This is a genomic window from Acinetobacter sp. HZNU-JH01, from assembly GCF_037996845.1.
Lineage (GTDB): Bacteria > Pseudomonadota > Gammaproteobacteria > Pseudomonadales > Moraxellaceae > Acinetobacter > Acinetobacter haemolyticus.
The window spans coordinates 2590327-2608117 of sequence record NZ_JBBMZX010000001.1; the positions used below are offsets into that span (position 1 = coordinate 2590327).

16 protein-coding genes and 1 pseudogene are annotated in these 17791 nt (G+C 39.9%); 7 read left to right on the forward strand and 10 right to left on the reverse strand.

Annotated features, from left to right (window positions below; translation table 11 throughout):
• Positions 1-220 precede the first annotated feature (220 nt).
• Positions 221-1864, forward strand: coding sequence for a nitrite/sulfite reductase (locus tag AAC851_RS12310; protein WP_005089243.1), 1644 nt, complete (start codon positions 221-223; stop codon positions 1862-1864).
• Complete coding sequence (locus AAC851_RS12315; RefSeq protein WP_005089244.1) at positions 1857-2342, forward strand: DUF934 domain-containing protein; 486 nt, start codon at positions 1857-1859, stop codon at positions 2340-2342. The genes AAC851_RS12310 and AAC851_RS12315 overlap by 8 nt, the downstream gene beginning before the upstream one ends.
• Before the next feature lie 53 nt (positions 2343-2395).
• Here the strand turns inward: AAC851_RS12315 and AAC851_RS12320 are convergent, their stop codons facing one another.
• The 3 genes from AAC851_RS12320 to AAC851_RS12330 all read right to left on the reverse strand — a co-directional run bounded on the left by AAC851_RS12320 (position 2396) and on the right by AAC851_RS12330 (position 4769).
• Positions 2396-2839 (reverse strand): VOC family protein, encoded by a 444-nt coding sequence (locus tag AAC851_RS12320; protein WP_125501474.1) that lies wholly within the window; start codon positions 2837-2839, stop codon positions 2396-2398.
• 129 nt (positions 2840-2968) lie between these two features.
• Positions 2969-4144, reverse strand: a complete 1176-nt coding sequence (locus AAC851_RS12325; RefSeq protein WP_005083239.1) for a thiolase family protein — start codon at positions 4142-4144, stop codon at positions 2969-2971.
• Positions 4145-4256: 112 nt separating this feature from the next.
• Entirely contained in the window at positions 4257-4769 is a 513-nt protein-coding gene (locus AAC851_RS12330; protein ID WP_005083237.1) for a GspH/FimT family pseudopilin, read from the reverse strand.
• A gap of 390 nt (positions 4770-5159) precedes the next feature.
• Between AAC851_RS12330 and omp38 (AAC851_RS12335) the strand changes: the two genes are divergently transcribed.
• Together omp38 (AAC851_RS12335) and omp38 (AAC851_RS12340) are read left to right on the forward strand one after the other, a co-directional pair.
• The gene (gene omp38 / locus AAC851_RS12335) at positions 5160-6218 is read left to right on the forward strand and encodes an outer membrane protein Omp38 (RefSeq protein ID WP_100833971.1); all 1059 of its coding nucleotides are present in this window, start codon (positions 5160-5162) and stop codon (positions 6216-6218) included.
• 425 nt (positions 6219-6643) lie between these two features.
• A complete protein-coding gene (gene omp38 / locus AAC851_RS12340; RefSeq protein WP_113996734.1) occupies positions 6644-7672 on the forward strand; it encodes an outer membrane protein Omp38 in 1029 nt (342 codons plus the stop codon).
• Between the two features lie 124 nt (positions 7673-7796).
• Here omp38 (AAC851_RS12340) and AAC851_RS12345 read toward each other — a convergent pair whose 3' ends face one another.
• The 5 genes from AAC851_RS12345 to AAC851_RS12365 all read right to left on the reverse strand — a co-directional run bounded on the left by AAC851_RS12345 (position 7797) and on the right by AAC851_RS12365 (position 13384).
• Positions 7797-7955 (reverse strand): hypothetical protein, encoded by a 159-nt coding sequence (locus AAC851_RS12345; RefSeq protein ID WP_005083233.1) that lies wholly within the window; start codon positions 7953-7955, stop codon positions 7797-7799.
• Between the two features lie 4 nt (positions 7956-7959).
• Positions 7960-9165, reverse strand: a complete 1206-nt coding sequence (locus AAC851_RS12350; protein ID WP_340600913.1) for an RtcB family protein — start codon at positions 9163-9165, stop codon at positions 7960-7962.
• Positions 9166-9413: 248 nt separating this feature from the next.
• Complete coding sequence (locus AAC851_RS12355; RefSeq protein WP_004640663.1) at positions 9414-10871, reverse strand: amino acid permease; 1458 nt, start codon at positions 10869-10871, stop codon at positions 9414-9416.
• Between the two features lie 68 nt (positions 10872-10939).
• On the reverse strand, positions 10940-11965 hold the full coding sequence (locus AAC851_RS12360; protein ID WP_340600914.1) for a methyltransferase: 1026 nt from the start codon (positions 11963-11965) through the stop codon (positions 10940-10942).
• A 60-nt stretch (positions 11966-12025) separates the two neighbouring features.
• Positions 12026-13384 carry a uracil-xanthine permease family protein gene (locus AAC851_RS12365; protein WP_004640659.1) on the reverse strand — a complete coding sequence of 453 codons (1359 nt, stop codon included), beginning with the start codon at positions 13382-13384 and terminating at the stop codon, positions 12026-12028.
• 175 nt (positions 13385-13559) lie between these two features.
• Here AAC851_RS12365 and typA point away from each other — a divergent pair, with 175 nt between their 5' ends.
• From typA to AAC851_RS12380, 3 genes are all read left to right on the forward strand, one after another.
• A complete protein-coding gene (gene typA, locus AAC851_RS12370) occupies positions 13560-15395 on the forward strand; it encodes a translational GTPase TypA (protein WP_008941678.1) in 1836 nt (611 codons plus the stop codon).
• Between the two features lie 245 nt (positions 15396-15640).
• Positions 15641-16072, forward strand: coding sequence for a large conductance mechanosensitive channel protein MscL (mscL, locus tag AAC851_RS12375; protein WP_008941675.1), 432 nt, complete (start codon positions 15641-15643; stop codon positions 16070-16072).
• 157 nt (positions 16073-16229) lie between these two features.
• Positions 16230-16565, forward strand: coding sequence for a gamma-glutamylcyclotransferase family protein (locus AAC851_RS12380; protein ID WP_340600915.1), 336 nt, complete (start codon positions 16230-16232; stop codon positions 16563-16565).
• Between the two features lie 59 nt (positions 16566-16624).
• Here the strand turns inward: AAC851_RS12380 and AAC851_RS12385 are convergent.
• Together AAC851_RS12385 and mutM are read right to left on the reverse strand one after the other, a co-directional pair.
• A pseudogene (locus AAC851_RS12385) lies at positions 16625-16927 on the reverse strand (peptidylprolyl isomerase); the annotation flags it as partial.
• A 10-nt stretch (positions 16928-16937) separates the two neighbouring features.
• A complete protein-coding gene (mutM, locus tag AAC851_RS12390; protein WP_340600916.1) occupies positions 16938-17759 on the reverse strand; it encodes a bifunctional DNA-formamidopyrimidine glycosylase/DNA-(apurinic or apyrimidinic site) lyase in 822 nt (273 codons plus the stop codon).
• Positions 17760-17791: the final 32 nt, after the last annotated feature.

Genomic DNA, 17791 nt, shown 5'->3' on the forward strand with positions numbered 1-17791 from the left:
GTTAGATAAGCGTATTATCAATACCTATTGATATTTTGGGTTAGGTAGAGAGGAGAACGATACAATTTTAAAGTTCTCTTTTTTATTGATGTTATCTGTTACTGAGTCCCGCCAAGCTTATCAATAAAACCGTTATTAAATATGCAAAAAAAGCATTTTATTGATGATAAAAAGCTCGCTATGCTAACTGCCTTTATCATGAATTTACTAGCCGTACGCCATGTATTTATATACTGATTTCGATCAACAACTGATTAATCAACGTGTTGCTCAGTTCCGTGATCAAACAGAACGCTATTTAGCGGGAAAATTGACTGAAGACGAGTACCGTCCTTTACGTTTGCAAAATGGTTTATATGTGCAACGTTACGCACCTATGTTGCGTATTGCCGTGCCGTATGGCTTGATGAATACAAAACAACTTCGAAAAATTGCTGAGATTGCGACTGAGTATGATCGTGGATATGCACACGTATCGACTCGTCAAAACATCCAGTTAAATTGGCCTGCGTTGGAAGATGTGCCAGATATTCTTGAGGAATTGGCAACAGTACAAATGCACGCGGTTCAAACATCTGGTAACTGTATTCGTAATACGACAACAGATCAGTTTGCTGGCGTTGTTGCGGGTGAGATTGCTGATCCACGTCCAACATGCGAATTGATTCGTCAATGGAGTACATTCCATCCGGAATTTGCATTCTTACCTCGTAAATTCAAAATTGCAGTTTCTGCACTCGCTGAAACCGACCGTGCTGCTACAGCATTCCATGATATTGGCGTGTATATCGTGCGTAACGAGGCGGGTGAAATAGGCTATAAAATCATGGCTGGTGGGGGCTTGGGCCGTACTCCAATCATTGGTAGTGTCATTCGTGAGTTCTTACCGCGTGAAGATCTAATTGCTTATCTTGAAGCGACATTGCGTGTTTATAATTTGCATGGTCGTCGTGATAACAAATATAAAGCACGTATTAAAATTCTGGTAAAAGCATTAACGCCTGAAGTGTTTGCTCAGAAAGTTGAAGCTGAATTTGAACACACACGTGAAGCTTTGAAGATTCAGCCTGAAATCTTGAAAAAGTTAGATGAAGAATTTACCCCATTTGATTATCAAGATTTAGAAGATCAAGATTTTACGGCATTATTTGCTGAATATCCTAAATTTAAGCAATGGTTCAATGTCAATACCAATGCGCATAAAGTCAAGGGCTATCGTATCGTGACGATTTCCTTGAAGCGTGCGGGTATTGCACCGGGCGATATGACGTCAGAGGAAATGAACTTAATTGCAGACTTAGCTGATAAATATACTTTTGGCGAATTCCGCACCACACACGAACAGAATATTTCGTTAGTGGATGTGCCTCAAAAAGATTTGTTTGAGTTGTGGCAAACACTTGAACAAAACGATATGGCTCGTGCACATATCGGTTTTATCACGGATATTATTTGCTGTCCTGGCGGAGATTTCTGTTCATTGGCAAATGCCAAATCTATTCCAATTTCAGAGGCGATCACACGTCGTTTTGAAGACTTGGATACCATCTATAATTTAGGTGAGCTAGATTTAAATATCTCGGGTTGTATGAATGCATGTGGTCATCACCATGTCGGAAATATTGGTATTCTCGGTGTAGATAAAAAAGGTGCTGAGTTCTATCAAATCACATTGGGCGGTAATGCAGATCATGACGCTTCAATCGGTGACATCTTAGGACCATCTTTTGCGGCGGACGCAGTGCCCGATGTTATTGAAGAAATTTTGAATACTTACCTCGATCTACGTACAGAGGGTGAGCGTTTCATTGACACATATCGCCGTGTTGGTATTCAACCATTTAAGGAGCGAGCTTATGCTTAATACTTCGCTACAAGTGCTTTTTAAAGACGGTACAATTGCTGATAATACCTATCAAGTCATTGCTGAAGATGGCGTGATTCCACAAGGCGATGTTGTTGTTACAACTGCTCAATTAGATCAATTAGCAAATATACAAGGTAAAAAAGCGCTGTATATCACTGTGAATGATTCACCTGAAACTCATGAGTTTCCATTGAATGACTTGGATGCGATTTTCATTGAGTTTGCTGGATTTAATGATGGTCGTGGGTATTCATTTGCTGCGCTGTTACGTCGCCAAGGTTATCAAGGTGAGTTACGTGCCGTCGGTGATATCTTCAAAGATGTTTTAAATTATTTAAAACGTTCTGGCTTTGATACTTTTGTGGTGAAAGAAGGTAAAGATATCCATGAAGCTGCGGCAGGGCTTCAAGATTTTACCAATCCTTATCAGGCCTCTACCGCTGTACCACAAGCAAGTTATCAGACAGGGGCTTAAGTCCTGTCTGAAAAAAAAGCTGAACATTTAATAAATGTTCAGCTTTTTTATGCTTAAGGTGCAAGTTGGCAGTTGATCATCCATTTAATACCAAACTGATCGGTAAATGCCCCGTACAGCGCACCCCAAAATGTTTGTTCTAATGGCATCTCTATTTGCCCATTGTGTGAAAGCGCATCAAATAAACGTTTGGCTTCATCTATTTCACTTGCATCTAAATTAATCGAAATATAATGATTGTTGCCTTGGGTAAACACACTATTTGGAGCGCAAAATTGATCATTCACATCTGAAGCCATGAGTATTGTAGATTCATTAATTGGCAAAGAAACGTGAAGTACATAATTTTTCTCCGCTTCTGTGAATGTTACGCCTTCTTCTGGAGGTAAGTCTCCATAACGACTTAACATTGAAAACTCACCACCAAATACAGATTTGTAAAAGTTGAATGCTTGTTCAGCTTGTCCTTGAAAATTTAAATAATGATTTAATTGCATGAGAAGGTCCATGTTCTTTTTTTACACAACATAAATTATCGATATTTTTAACGAATGGTGCATTATTTTTTGTAATTCTAAAAAAGAATCCTGCAAAATGAGCAGGATTCTTAGCTGTAGATTTGGAGCTTAAATCAATTCAACAGCAACAGCGGTTGCCTCACCACCACCAATACACAGCGCCGCAACGCCTTTTTTACCACCCGTACGTTTAAGCGCATGGATTAATGTAAGAATGATACGTGAACCTGTAGAGCCTACTGGGTGACCGAGGGCGCATGCTCCACCATTAATATTTACTTTTTCAGCATCAAGTTTGAAGTCGTCAATTGGACACATGGTTACCATTGCAAAAGCTTCGTTGATTTCCCATAAATCTACGTCTTGTGCATCCCAGCCCGATTTTTTCAACACTTTTTCAATTGCGCCAACTGGTGCAATGGTAAATTCTGAAGGGTGTTGAGAGTTAGATGCTGTTGCAACGATTTTTGCTAAAGGTTGTAAGCCTCGTTGAGCTGCAACGTCACTTGAAGTGAGTACAAGTGCAGAAGCGCCATCTGAAATCGAACTGGCATTGGCAGCGGTAATTGTCCCATCTTTTGCAAATGCTGGTTTTAGGCTTGGAATTTTATCAATTTTAGCATTCAAAGGTTGTTCATCTTGATCGACAACAACATCACCTTTGCGAGTTGAAACAGTTACAGGAACAATTTCATCTTTAAAATAACCTTCAGTAATGGCTTTTTGGGCGCGTTGTAATGAGCGGATCGCAAAATCATCCATTTGTTCACGGGTATAGCCACGCGTATTTGCCATATCTTGTGCAAATGAACCCATTAAACGACCAGTTTCTGCATCTTCTAAACCGTCAAAGAACATGTGATCTTTGATTTCACCGTGGCCCATCCGATAACCAGCACGTGCTTTTGGTAATATATAAGGAGCGTTAGTCATCGACTCCATGCCACCTGCAACCACAATTTCTGCGCTGCCTGCTTTGATCATGTCAGTCGCTTGCATGACGGCTTTCATACCTGAACCGCATAGTTTATTGATGGTGACCGCACCTGTTGAGTCTGGTAAACCTGCTTTGCGCATTGCTTGACGCGCAGGGCCCTGTTTTAAGCCAGCAGGTAATACGCAACCCATGATAACTTCTTCTACGTCAGTTGGTTGTAAACCTGAGCGAGCAATTGCTTCTTTAATCGTGATTGCACCTAATTCAGGTGCTGTAGCGCTAGATAATGCGCCTTGGAAGCCGCCCATTGCTGTGCGAGCGCCGTTGACAATTACGATGTCAGTCATTATGTGTCTCCAGACTTATAATTTGCAGAGAAATGTTCAAAACCTATGCAGTATAGTAAAAAAAAACAGTGAAGAAAGTGTTTTACATCGCTTAAGCTAGACTGAACAGTTCTTAGCAACTGGTTAAGCGTTCGGGGGTAAGATGTCCCATTTGGCTTAATTTTATCCGTGTATGGTACTGCGGAGAGTTTGAGCAATAGAAAAAGCTGCCATTAGAACCCCGAGGTAAACCAGTATTACCCTGAAATGTAACTGAATTGATTCGTAGAGTACCCCTCCACTCTAATGTGCCATGTTTATAATTTAATGGCAGGGCATACAATAACGTTTCCGAAGGATCGCGTTGTCGATTGTTATTTGTATCGATGAAACTGATGATGCCTTGATTCCAGTTATTCCCACAAGTTTGTAAATCATGACTTGCGCACAGGGTCACGTTTTTTTGATAGATTTGTGCGTCAGATTTGGATTTTTGTATGTGAATTGTGAGTGTTCTTTTGAGTTGTTTTGCTTCATTTGAGATTATAAGCTCCCTTAAATGAGGGATACCAAAAGTAACTAAAATTGCCAAAATCGCGACACAAGTGATCAATTCACTGATTGTGAATCCTAAATTCTTAAACATTTTTTTACCTATATAATGTTTCTGTAATTTTTTTATTAACAAAGTGTTAAGTAAAGATCATATTTATTAAATTAAGTTTAATATCTAAACAAACTAATGATTACTTCCTTCATCAAATGCTGCTAAAATCGAAGAAAGTGTACAATAAGCTATTCATTCTTTTACGCCGAATTAAAATTTACTGAACTACAACGGAAATTGTAAGAAAATTTGTCAATAATTTGCGAGGTTAAAGTTATCAAGCACTTGGAAATTTCATCAAGTGTTTGTATGATTCAAAGTGAAGTGAATAGCTTAAAAAAAATACTGTAGGGCAGACCCTGTTCGCAGTGGCCAAAAATCATAGGCTAAGCTTGAACAACAAACAATTGTTATCTCTGGAGGATATCCATGAAATTGAGTCGTATTGCACTTGCTATGCTTGTTGCTGCTCCTTTAGCTGCTGCTAACGCGGGCGTAACAATCACTCCATTATTGCTTGGTTACACATTCCAAGACACTAAACACAACAATGGTGATAAGCACTTAACTAACGGTGGCGAACTACAAGACGATTTATTCGTTGGTGCTGCTATTGGTGTTGAATTAACACCTTGGTTAGGTTTCGAAGTTGAATATAACCAAGTTAAAGGTGATGTTGACAGCGCTGCTGCTAACTCTGAATACAAGCAACAACAAATCAACGGTAACTTCTATGTTACTTCTGATTTGATCACTAAAAACTATGACAGCAAAATCAAGCCTTATGTATTGTTAGGTGCTGGTCATTACAAATACTCGTTCACTGACGCTACTGATGTTCAGTTAGGTCGTACTGGTCGTGGTTTGAAAGAAGAAGGTACTCTAGGTAATGCTGGTATTGGTGCTTTCTGGCGCTTAAACGATGCTTTATCTCTTCGTACTGAAGCTCGTGGTACTTATAATATCGACGAAGACTTCTGGAACTACACAGCACTTGCTGGTTTAAACGTTGTTCTTGGTGGTCACTTGAAGCCTGCTGCTCCAGTAGTAGAAGTTGCTCCAGTTGAACCAACACCAGTTGCGCCACAGCCACAAGAGTTAACTGAAGACCTTAACATGGAACTTCGTGTATTCTTTGATACAAACAAATCAGACATCAAGCCACAGTACAAGTCTGAAATTGCAAAAGTAGCAGAGAAATTAGCTGAGTACCCGAATGCGACTGCTCGTATCGAAGGTCACACAGATAACACTGGTCCACGTGCATTGAACGAACGTTTATCTTTAGCTCGTGCAAACTCTGTTAAATCAGCGCTTGTAAACGAATACAATGTTGATGCATCTCGTTTGTCTACTCAAGGTTTCGCTTGGGATCAACCGATTGCTGACAACAAAACTAAAGAAGGTCGTGCTATGAACCGTCGCGTATTCGCTGCGATTTCTGGTAGCCGTACTGTTTTAGTACAACCAGATCAACAAGCTCAATAATTGAGTTTTTGAACTGAAAAAAGCGACTCAATATGAGTCGCTTTTTTTATCTCAATTACATTCGTCTCAAATTGATCTGATTACAATAAAAGTGAATCATTAGAATAATTATGTGTTTATATTGAATAAATCGTGTGAATTATTTAGTTCTATTGATGGTATTTCGGGATTTTGTTAAGTTTTTGATTAAAAAGTGATAAACTCTCGCAGCTTTAATAACGATTGTCGAATTAGAGTTTGGTAGCTTTTGCAACGAGAAATAGACCTTTCAGAAAATTGTTGATTCAATACTTGTAAAATGAATCAGGTATTTTGTAAGATTCAACATAAATTGAGTGGCTGAAAAAGATTTAATAAAGCTATTTCTTGTATTCAAGGCTATTAAAGTTTACAGGGCAAACTATTTTGTTTTTAGGAAGATATTCATGAAATTGAGTCGTATTGCACTTGCTATGCTTGTTGCTGCTCCTTTCGCTGCTGCTAATGCAGGCGTAACAATCACTCCATTAATGCTTGGTTATACAATGTTTGATACTGAACATAATAACCGTGGTGATAAAGGTCAATTGACCCCAAGTCCAGAGCTTAAAGATGATTTATTCGTTGGTGCAGCTATTGGTGTTGAAGTAACACCTTGGTTAGGTGCTGAAGTTGAATATAGCCAAATTAAAGGTGATACAAGTACAAGTAACGACTATAAGGGTCGTAATATTGCTGGTAACTTCTACGCTACTTCTGATTTGATCACTAAAAATTATGACAGCAAAATCAAGCCATATGTATTGGCGGGTGCTGGTCATTACAAATATGAAGGTGATGATATATACGGCGGTAAGCAGGAAGGTACATTAGCAAATGCAGGTGGTGGTGTATTCTGGCGCTTAAATGATGCTTTATCTCTTCGTACTGAAGCTCGTGGTACATATCATTTTGATGAAAAGTTCTGGAACTACACAGCACTTGCTGGTTTAAACGTTGTTCTTGGTGGTCACTTGAAGCCAGCTACTCCAGTAGTAGAAGTTACTCCAGTTGAACCAACACCAGTTGCGCCACAACCACAAGAGTTAATTGAAGATCTTAATATGGAACTTCGTGTATTCTTTGATACAAACAAATCAGACATCAAGCCACAATTTAAGTCTGAAATTGCAAAAGTAGCAGAGAAATTAGCTGAGTACCCGAATGCGACTGCTCGTATTGAAGGTCACACTGATAACACTGGTCCGCGTGCATTGAACGAACGTCTATCTTTAGCTCGTGCAAACTCTGTTAAATCAGCGCTTGTAAACGAATACAATGTTGACGCATCTCGTTTGTCTACTCAAGGTTTCGCTTGGGATCAACCGATTGCTGATAACAACACTAAAGAAGGTCGTGCTATGAATCGTCGCGTATTCGCTGCGATTTCTGGTAGCCGTACTGTTTTAGTACAACCAGATCAACAAGCTCAATAATTGAGTTTTTGAACTGAAAAAAGCGACTCAATATGAGTCGCTTTTTTGATGGTTATTATGCTGTAAATATTCATTTTATCTCTCCTTATTCTAAAATTTAAATCGAAGTCTGGCTTAAGTTATCCTACCAAACACCTTTGTTGAGCTGCTGTTTGGCATGTTGGCGATCGCGGCGATGCTGTGCACGCGGCTTTTCAGTTTCATGAATTCCACCTTTTTTGAGCAAGGGTGACATAGCAACTGGATTGCGAACTTTGATTTGTGGCATTTTTTTAAGTTTCATATGATTATCCTTTAATACATAGAATTTGCTTCAGTGTGTGTACGACTTCAACTAAATCAGATTGATTGGCTATGACCGCATCTATATCCTTGTAGGCACTAGGAATCTCATCGATGACACCTACATCTTTTCGACACTCAACACCTTGAGTTTGTTGAATAAGATCATCTTGGCTAAACATTAACTTTGCTTTATTACGACTCATTTTTCTTCCCGCGCCATGTGAGCACGAACAGAAAGATTCTGGATTGGCTTTGCCTCTAACGATAAAGGAACGTGCACCCATTGAACCTGGGATAATGCCGAGTTCATCTAGGCCAGCACGAATGGCTCCTTTACGAGTAATCAGCAAGTCTTCACCAAAATGATTTTCCTGACTGATATAATTGTGATGACAATTGATCGCTTCTTTCGTCATCTGAAAGGCTGGTAGAAGAGGGCGGATCGCTTCTAATATCAGACGCATCATTTCACGACGATTTTCGAAAGCATAACTTTGTGCCCATTCCACAGCTTCAACATAATCATCAAAGCTATTTGAGCCTTGAGCAAAATAGCTCAAGTCCTTGTCAGGAACATGCCCAAAACGATGTTGCGCTTCTTTCTTGGCAAGCTCAATAAAATAGGTACCAATCACATTGCCCAAACCACGACTGCCAGAATGAAGCATGACCCAGACATCTTGATTTTCATCAAGGCAAAGTTCAATAAAGTGATTACCACCACCTAAAGTTCCCAATTGTTTTTGCCAAGTTGCGTCAAATTTTCTGAGCATTTGGACAAGACCAGGGTGTTTTTTAATGATAGGCTGCAAGCGTTTTTCCAATGGAATAATACTTGAGGCTTTCGCTTTAACCTGTTTGTGTAGCTCAAAACCTACAGGAACTTTGCGTTCTATCGCATGGCGTATCGGTGCAAGATTGTCAGGTAATTGATCAGCTTTTAGATTTAGGCGTATCGCATTCATGCCACAACCAATATCTACGCCAACTGCGGCAGGGATAATGGCATGTTTTGTCGGGATAACGCTGCCCACGGTCGCACCTTTACCGACATGTACATCAGGCATCACTGCAATATGTGAATAAACAAATTGAAGTTGTGCCATTTTCTTAAGTTGTTCAATGCTTTCCTGATCAATATCGCGAGTGAATATTTTCACTGGGACGCCATATTGAGCATCTGCATTAAGTATTTTTTGTATGCCCATAAGATTCTCTCTTATTTTATTTGGTGTCCGAATAGGCATAAAAAAACCTAGCGAATGCTAGGTTTAAGTAGACATTCGGACAAGTGAAGTTGATTTGCCACTTGTCCGTGAGTCGACAGCGTGCCAAATCTTAGTAAGTTGTTCCTTGTAATGTTGGCATGCGTGTCGTCCTCCTAAAATAAATGTTGCCGTTAAAATATGAGCAAAGATTCTACTCATATTTAAATTTTGGTCAAGTCTTATGTGGTTTATTCACCTGGTTTTACGTTCATATCTTGATAAGCGATGAGCTTAGATTTGTGTTTCCATTTATAACCTAACCAGATGACCAAGAATAAAGGAATGCTAATATAGGTCGAGATAAGCCCAATCCAATCGATTTTTCCGCCCATTAAAGCTTGATAGTTTTGACCAAGAATAATAATTGAACATAGAATGAATGCAAACCACGGTGCAAATGGGAAGAATTTGGCACGATACGCGAGATCTTCAAGACGGTAACCTTGTGCTAAATAGCCCTTACGGAAACGATAATGTGAGATCGCAATGCCTAACCAAACGATAAAGCCACACATCCCGGACATATTGAGTAACCAGTTGAAAACCTCTTGTTCACCAATAAACGTGGTTAAAAAGCACAATGCAGCGACTGCCGTAGTTGCATAAAGGGCATTCATAGGTACGCCACGCGGGTCGAGTTTGGCAAACCATTTCGGTGCACGTCCTTGTTTGGCCATATCGAACAGCATGCGTGTCGATGAGTACATGCCTGAGTTACCCGCAGATAATATCGCAGTTAAAATAACCGCATTCATGACACTCGCTGCAAAAGCAAAACCTGCTTTTTCATACAATAAAGTGAATGGTGACAGCGCAATGTCTTTACTTTCCGCTGCGTGTAATAGCAGTGGGTTGTCATAACTAATCAATGTACCAATAATGAAAATACATAAGATATAGAACAACAGGATACGCCAGAAAATTTGTTTAATTGCAATCGGAATGGTTTTCTTCGGGTCTTTAGATTCGCCTGCTGCAACCCCAACCATCTCTGTGCCTTGGAATGAAAATCCTGCAATCATTGCCACACCAATCATGGCTTGTAGACCGCCAACAAAAGGTGCATCTCCTTTAGTCCAGTTGCTAAAAGCGGAAACATCTGGTGTGAGCATGATCTTAACAATCATGAAAATACCAATAATGATAAAGATCACAATCGCAACAACTTTAGTCATTGAGAACCAAAATTCACTTTCACCAAAGCCTTTTACCGTGAGTGCATTAATTCCAAATATCACCGCGAGGAAAATGGCACTCCAGTAGAATCCAGGAAGATCGGGAAACCAAAATTTCATGATGAACTGTACTGCAACCAGTTCAAATGCAACTGTAATTGCCCAGTTGTACCAATAGTTCCAACCTAAAGCAAAGCCAAATCCACTTTCCACATAACGGCTACCGTAAGTGAAAAATGCTCCAGAAGTTGGTGTGTGTGTGGCGAGTTCACCCAAACTGGTCATTAAAAAATAAATCATTAGACCAATTAAGGCATATGCCAATAATGCACCGCCTGGACCGGCACTAGCAATGGTTGAACCTGAAGCGAGAAATAAGCCTGTACCAATAGAGCCACCAATAGCGATCATATTGAGATGGCGGGCACCAAGCTTACGCAGAAGCTGTTGGGGAGCAGATGTATCGCTCATAAAAAATCCTTAAACACTATAAGGGTCGGTTGACACTTTATAAATGAATTACGTTGTAGGCTGAAATATCAGCCGACCCTACTTGCACAGGCGAATAATACCTTGAAGCCTTGTTGATCTGCTTTCACCATACATTCTCCAAAGCTTTGTTCAATCAATGGAGGGTAATTTAAGAAACGATTCGCCACGATCCATAATTCACCTGAACGTTTCAAGTGCAATTTTGCTCGTCGACATAATGTTTCACTGGCATCGTAATCCGTATGAATCCCTTGATGAAAAGGTGGATTACTTACGATTGCATCTAAGTCTTTTGGCGCATCGGCAAAGCCTGTTACTGGCTGAAGATGTAAATGAGCCAAGTTCAGCCCATTACGTTGAAATGTCATCTCAGTCGACCGTAATGCAAATGCATCAACATCAAGCGCAAAAATATGTTGGTTTGGATGAAGCTTAGCTAAATACGCACTAATAATGCCTGCACCACAACCAAAGTCGGCAATCTTACCCGATTTTACCTGTGGAAGGTAAGGGACTAATACAGCCGTTCCAGTATCTAAATGATCTTGACTGAAAACCCCAGGTAGGGCACAGACCTCTAAACGATCTTCTCCCATATCCACAGTGTAAGTTTTTAACCAATGGTCAAGTGGTTTTAATTGTTCAGTTTTTTCAATTTGCATTTGCCATAATTGGCAATGTCTAGCACTATCGAGTTTGAGTGTTTTTCCATAACTTTGTAATTGTTTGGCTGCACTTTCGATGCCCCCTTTTTTTTCACCCACTAGAAAAATACGTTGCCCTTGATTTAAGTGGCTCACAACAACATGCAAAAGATAGTTGAGGAGTTCCTTGGATTTCGGAACGAAAATGATGACTTGATCAACCGTAATCTGAGGAAATTCAGTTGAGAAATACGAGTCAATTTGATGACCAACAAAACTTTGATGATCTGCATAATTCCAAGTCCATATCGAGGTTTGGACTTGACTCGGCATATTTTTACTCAGTTGATCATTCGGGGCATTAATCAATAAGACATGCCCATTTAAATAATCTTGTTGACGTAAGACAACTTCGCTACGTGGATCCATATTGATCTCTCATCAAACAAAAACCAGTGGTCAAACTGGGTGTTTGCTATGGTTGGATGATTATTTGTGAGTTTCAGGTAAAACAAGATTTAAAACCAAAGCAGCAATACCGCCAGTTGCAACGCCTGAACTAAAAATATTTTTAAATAATTCAGGAAGGTGTTCTAGAATTTGCGGGACTTGAGCAACGCCTAAGCCAAGTGCCAGTGAGATCGCAATGATCAACAAAGCGCGGCGATCTAAGTGAATTCCTGACAAGATATTAATTCCAGAGGCTGCTACAGCGCCAAACATCACCATCACTGCACCGCCTAAGACAGCCTGAGGAACGGCTTGTATTACGGCCGCAACGGCAGGGAACAAGCCTAATAGGATCAGTAAGATTGCAATCCAGATGCCGACATAACGACTTGCGACGCCAGTGAGTTGAATAACGCCATTGTTTTGGGCAAAAACAGAACTAGGGAAGGTATTAAAAATACCAGCCAAGAATGAGTTAGCACCATTCACCAATACGCCCCCTTTAATTCGTTGCATCCAAACAGGACCATCAACGGGTTGATTGGAAATTTTACTGGTTGCTGTTACATCGCCAATAGCTTCAAGCGATGTGACCAAATAAATAAATGCCATTGGAATAAATAAGCTCCATGAGAAGCTCAAACCAAAATGCATTGGGGTCGGAATTTGAATCAGAGGTGTTTCACTGAGGGCTGAAAAGTTTAAATGCCCCATAAATCCAGCAAGAATATAACCAATAATTAAGGCGATTAAAATTGCTGAACTTTTCACCCAAATAATGCGAATACGATTCAATAAAATAATGATGCCGAGTACGGTGCAAGACATGATTAGATTGTCCGCATTGGCAAAAGTATTGTCTTGCATGGCAGTATATCCGCCGCCCATGCTAATCAGACCTTCTTTAATCAAGGTCAGACCAATTAACAGAACCACAATACCCGTAACCAAGGGCGTAATTAGCTTCTTTACCCAAGGTAAGATTCGAGAAACGCCCATTTCAATAAATGAACCTGCGATGACTACACCAAAAATTGCAGCCATTACTTGCTCAACAGGTGTACCAGCCGCGACCATTGCACTGCCAATACCAATGATTGGGCCAATAAAGTTAAAGCTTGTGCCTTGAACAATTAGAAGCCCTGCACCAAATGGTCCTACTTTTTTGCATTGTAAGAAGGTGGCAATCCCTGAGATAATCAAGGACATTGAAAGGATCATATTGGTATCTTCACGAGATACGCCTAAGGCTAAACAGATCAACAAGCCAGGGGTGACGATCGGGACCAGAATTGCTAAAAGGTGTTGTAAAGCGGCTAAAAATGCAACAAAAGGTTTCGGACGATCATTGAGTCCATAGACCAGATCTAACTGTTGCTGGGGTTGGGGATTCGACATGGGAGTATATAAAACAGGTAAGCATTAGTGGAATATTCTAATAGACTTAGCCTACTTTACCAACGATTCTGTAACGTTTCGTCAGAAAAAAAGTCGCATGTCAATAAACTGTCACTACTAAAGCGTAGTATTTTTCTGTATAATTTGCCCTCAAATTTTAAGCGTTTCGAATTCTATGTCTGATATTAAGAATCTCCGCAATATCGCAATTATTGCGCACGTCGACCACGGTAAAACAACGCTTGTCGATAAATTACTTCAACAATCTGGTGCACTCGGCGAACGCGCGGGTGAGATTGAGCGTGTCATGGACTCGAATGCGCTTGAAAGTGAACGTGGTATTACCATTCTTGCTAAAAACACTGCGATCAAATGGTTAGATAAGCGTACTGATACTGAATACCGTATCAACATCGTGGATACCCCGGGACACGCAGACTTCGGTGGCGAAGTTGAACGTGTAATGTCGATGGTTGACTGTGTATTGCTTCTTGTTGACTCTCAAGAAGGTCCAATGCCACAAACTCGCTTCGTAACACAAAAAGCATTTGCTCGTGGTTTGAAGCCAATCGTGATTATTAACAAAGTTGACAAGCCAAGCGCTCGTTGTGACTGGGTTATTGATCAAGTATTCGACTTATTTGATAACTTAGGTGCATCTGATGAGCAATTGGACTTCCCAGTTGTTTATGCTTCTGGTCTTCGTGGTGTGGCAGGTCCATCACCAGAAGAATTAGCGGATGATATGACACCGTTGTTTGAAACGATTGTTGATATCGTAGAACCACCAGCAGTTGATGTTGATGGTCCGTTCCAAATGCAGATTTCTTCACTTGACTATAACAGCTTCGTTGGTGTTATCGGTGTTGGTCGTATTCAACGTGGTTCTGTAAAATTGAACACTCAAGTAACCGTAATTGATAAAGAAGGTAAGACACGTAATGGTCGTATCTTAAAAATCATGGGTTATCACGGTTTAGAGCGCGTTGATGTTGAATCTGCTTCTGCTGGTGATATCGTTTGTATCACAGGTATTGATGCATTAAATATTTCTGACACGATTTGTGATCCGAAAAATGTTGAAGCATTACCTGCATTGTCTGTAGATGAACCTACAGTTTCGATGACATTCCAAGTGAACAATTCACCGTTCGCTGGTAAAGAAGGTAAATTCGTTACTTCACGTAACATTCGTGAACGTCTTGATCGTGAATTGATTCACAACGTTGCATTACGTGTTGAAGATACTGATAGTCCAGACCGTTTTAAAGTTTCTGGTCGTGGTGAACTTCACCTTTCAGTATTGATTGAAAACATGCGTCGTGAAGGCTTTGAAATGGGCGTATCACGTCCACAAGTGATCATCAAAGAAATTGATGGTGAAAGACAAGAGCCGTATGAAAACGTAACTTTTGACGTTGAAGAACAGCACCAAGGTGCTGTAATGGAACAAATGGGCCACCGTAAAGGTGAGATGACCAATATGGAAGTTGATGGCAAAGGCCGTATCCGTATTGAAGCAACTGTTCCTTCACGTGGCTTGATTGGTTTCCGTTCTGAATTCTTAACCATGACTTCAGGTACAGGGATCATGACATCAAGCTTCTCTCATTACGGTCCTGTGAAACAGGGTAGCGTAGCGAAGCGTCAAAACGGTGTATTGATTTCAATGGTTCAAGGTACTTGCTTGGGCTATGCATTATTTACCCTTCAAGACCGTGGTCGTTTATTCGCTAAGCCACAGTTAGAAGTGTATGAAGGGATGATCGTGGGTATTAACTCTCGTTCAGACGATATGGTTGTAAACCCAACCAAAGCAAAACAGTTAACCAACGTTCGTGCGTCTGGTACTGATGATGCTTTAACTTTGACGCCTGCAATTGAATACACGCTTGAACAAGCGCTTGAATTCATTGAAGATGATGAGTTAGTTGAAGTAACACCGAAATCAATTCGTATTCGTAAGCGTTACTTGACTGAAAATGAACGTAAACGTAACCGTGATAAATAATTTTTCCTAAGTGGAAAGTGAAAAACCGCTAAATTGATTTGGCGGTTTTTTTATTGCATTATGAAAAGAGTGATTACATGCTTAAGTTCATATTTTTACTAAAATAAAATATGTTGTTAAAGTGTGAAATAACTTTCTTTTTTTGATAAAAATATTAAATTATCAACATTATGCTAACGATTTACACCTGTGTATTAAACAATCCCAAAACAGGCTGTATTCATTTTAATTCTGGAGCGTTATAGATGAGTATTATTCAAGAATTTAAAGAGTTTGCTGTCAAAGGCAATGTCATGGATCTCGCGATTGGTGTGATCATTGGTGGTGCTTTTGGCAAGATTATTGATTCTATGGTTAAAGATCTTCTGATGCCAATTATTTCATGGATCTTGGGTGGTGAGGTGGATTACACCAACTGGTTTGTTGTTTTAGGTGATAACCCAAATAGTATTAATAATCTCGCGGCTGCTCAAGAAGCAGGACTAAACGTATTTGCATACGGTAGTTTTATTACGGTCTTGATTAATTTCTTATTACTGGCATGGGTTGTGTTCTTGTTGGTGAAAGTGATGAATCGTATTCGTAAGCAAGAAGAAGTGGCTCCTGAACCAGAAGTAACACCAGAAGATATTCAATTATTACGTGAAATTCGCGATCAATTGAAAAAACAAGGTTAAGTATTTCTTGATGAAAAACGGCATTCTAGGTGCCGTTTTTTATTGTCTGTCGGAATATGATTTGCTGAATAGTGATGTGAAAATAGTCGTTTTTACATAGAAAAATTGCTGCTTTCATTTTAAGATGCTGTGCATATTACGAGGGGGATCCACCAACATGAACCGATTATTTGTATATGGCACACTCTGCCCAAATCGAGAAAATGCTCATATTTTGGGTGCGATCGAAGGGGATTGGCAGCAAGCACGTGTGCATGGAACTGTTTACGTTTTAGATTGGGGGCCTGATGAAGGGTTGCCAGCGATCATCCTTAATTCACAAGACCCATTTGTTGAGGGATACTTATTTAGTTCCGAAAAATTAGATGAAAATTGGAAAATGTTAGATGATTTTGAAGGATTTCAATATCAACGCGTACAGACGGAGGTGATTCTCACTTCAGGTGAATGCATAGATGCATGGACGTATGTGATGAAACCGAAACAAAACTAGTATTTCTTATCTATTTATTATTTTAATGAGCTTAAAATAAGATTTAAGCTCATCTTGGATTATCTTAATCCATCCATCCGAAACTTAATTTCTAACAAGTGGAAACCGAATTGGCTTTTGATTGGACCATGTAAAACGCGTTCTGCTGCACTAAAAACCAGTTTATCTATCACAGGAACGAGTTGCCCTTTTTTGACTTCGCCGAGTTCACCACCGCGTTTGGCTGAATTACAGGTCGAATATTGCTTTGCAATTTTTGAAAAATCAGCACCAGATTGGATACGTTTTTTCAACTGTTCAGCCATGTCTTTATCTTTGACTAAGATATGTCGAACAATAGCAGTTTTCATGCGTTGTTCTCCTTTTTTAAAACTATGTTTTTTTCAATTTCAATGGTTGGCATTGTGGACAAAACACACTTGCTCTTTGACCAAGTTTCAGATTCTCCAATGTGGTCTCACAGTTGACACACATTTCACCAGCGCGACCATAAGCCAATAGGGTTTGTTGGAAATAACCATTTTCACCCATTGCATTGCTATAATCACGCAAAGTTGAACCACCTAAGTCGATTGCTTGTTTCAAGATCCGTTTCACTTCAATAACCAGTTTTTCCACCTGTGTATTGGTTAGCGTTGAGGCAGGTTGTGCAGGATGAATACCGACATTAAACAAGCTTTCAGTCGCATAAATATTACCAACACCGACTACCACGTGATTATCCATTAAAGCAATTTTAATGCCGACATTCTTTTTTTGTAATTTTTCTAAAAGATACCTAGCGTTGAAATCCTCAGAGAGTGGCTCAGGTCCAAGCGTGTCAATCAGTTTGCTTTGGTTTGCCTGATCTAGCCAAAGAATACATCCAAAACGTCGAGGATCGTGATAGCGAAGTTGCTGATCTTCAAAGTCAATGATGAGGTGATCATGTTTTCTCAATGCATCATTCGGTTCACATAAACGAAAACTTCCTGACATGCCGAGATGCCATAGCATTTGATCCTGTTCAAATTCAGCCAATATATATTTAGACCGACGTTTAAGAGCCGTTAAGCGTTGTCCCACTAACTTTTCAAGATTATCAGGAATGGGCCAACGGAGACTGGCATTCAATACCTTAACCGATTGAACACGTTGTGTGAGTAGCGGCAATAGACTGGTTTTCGTAGTTTCAACTTCAGGAAGTTCAGGCATAAAAAGCTCAAGTTGTTTCAACAACAATACAA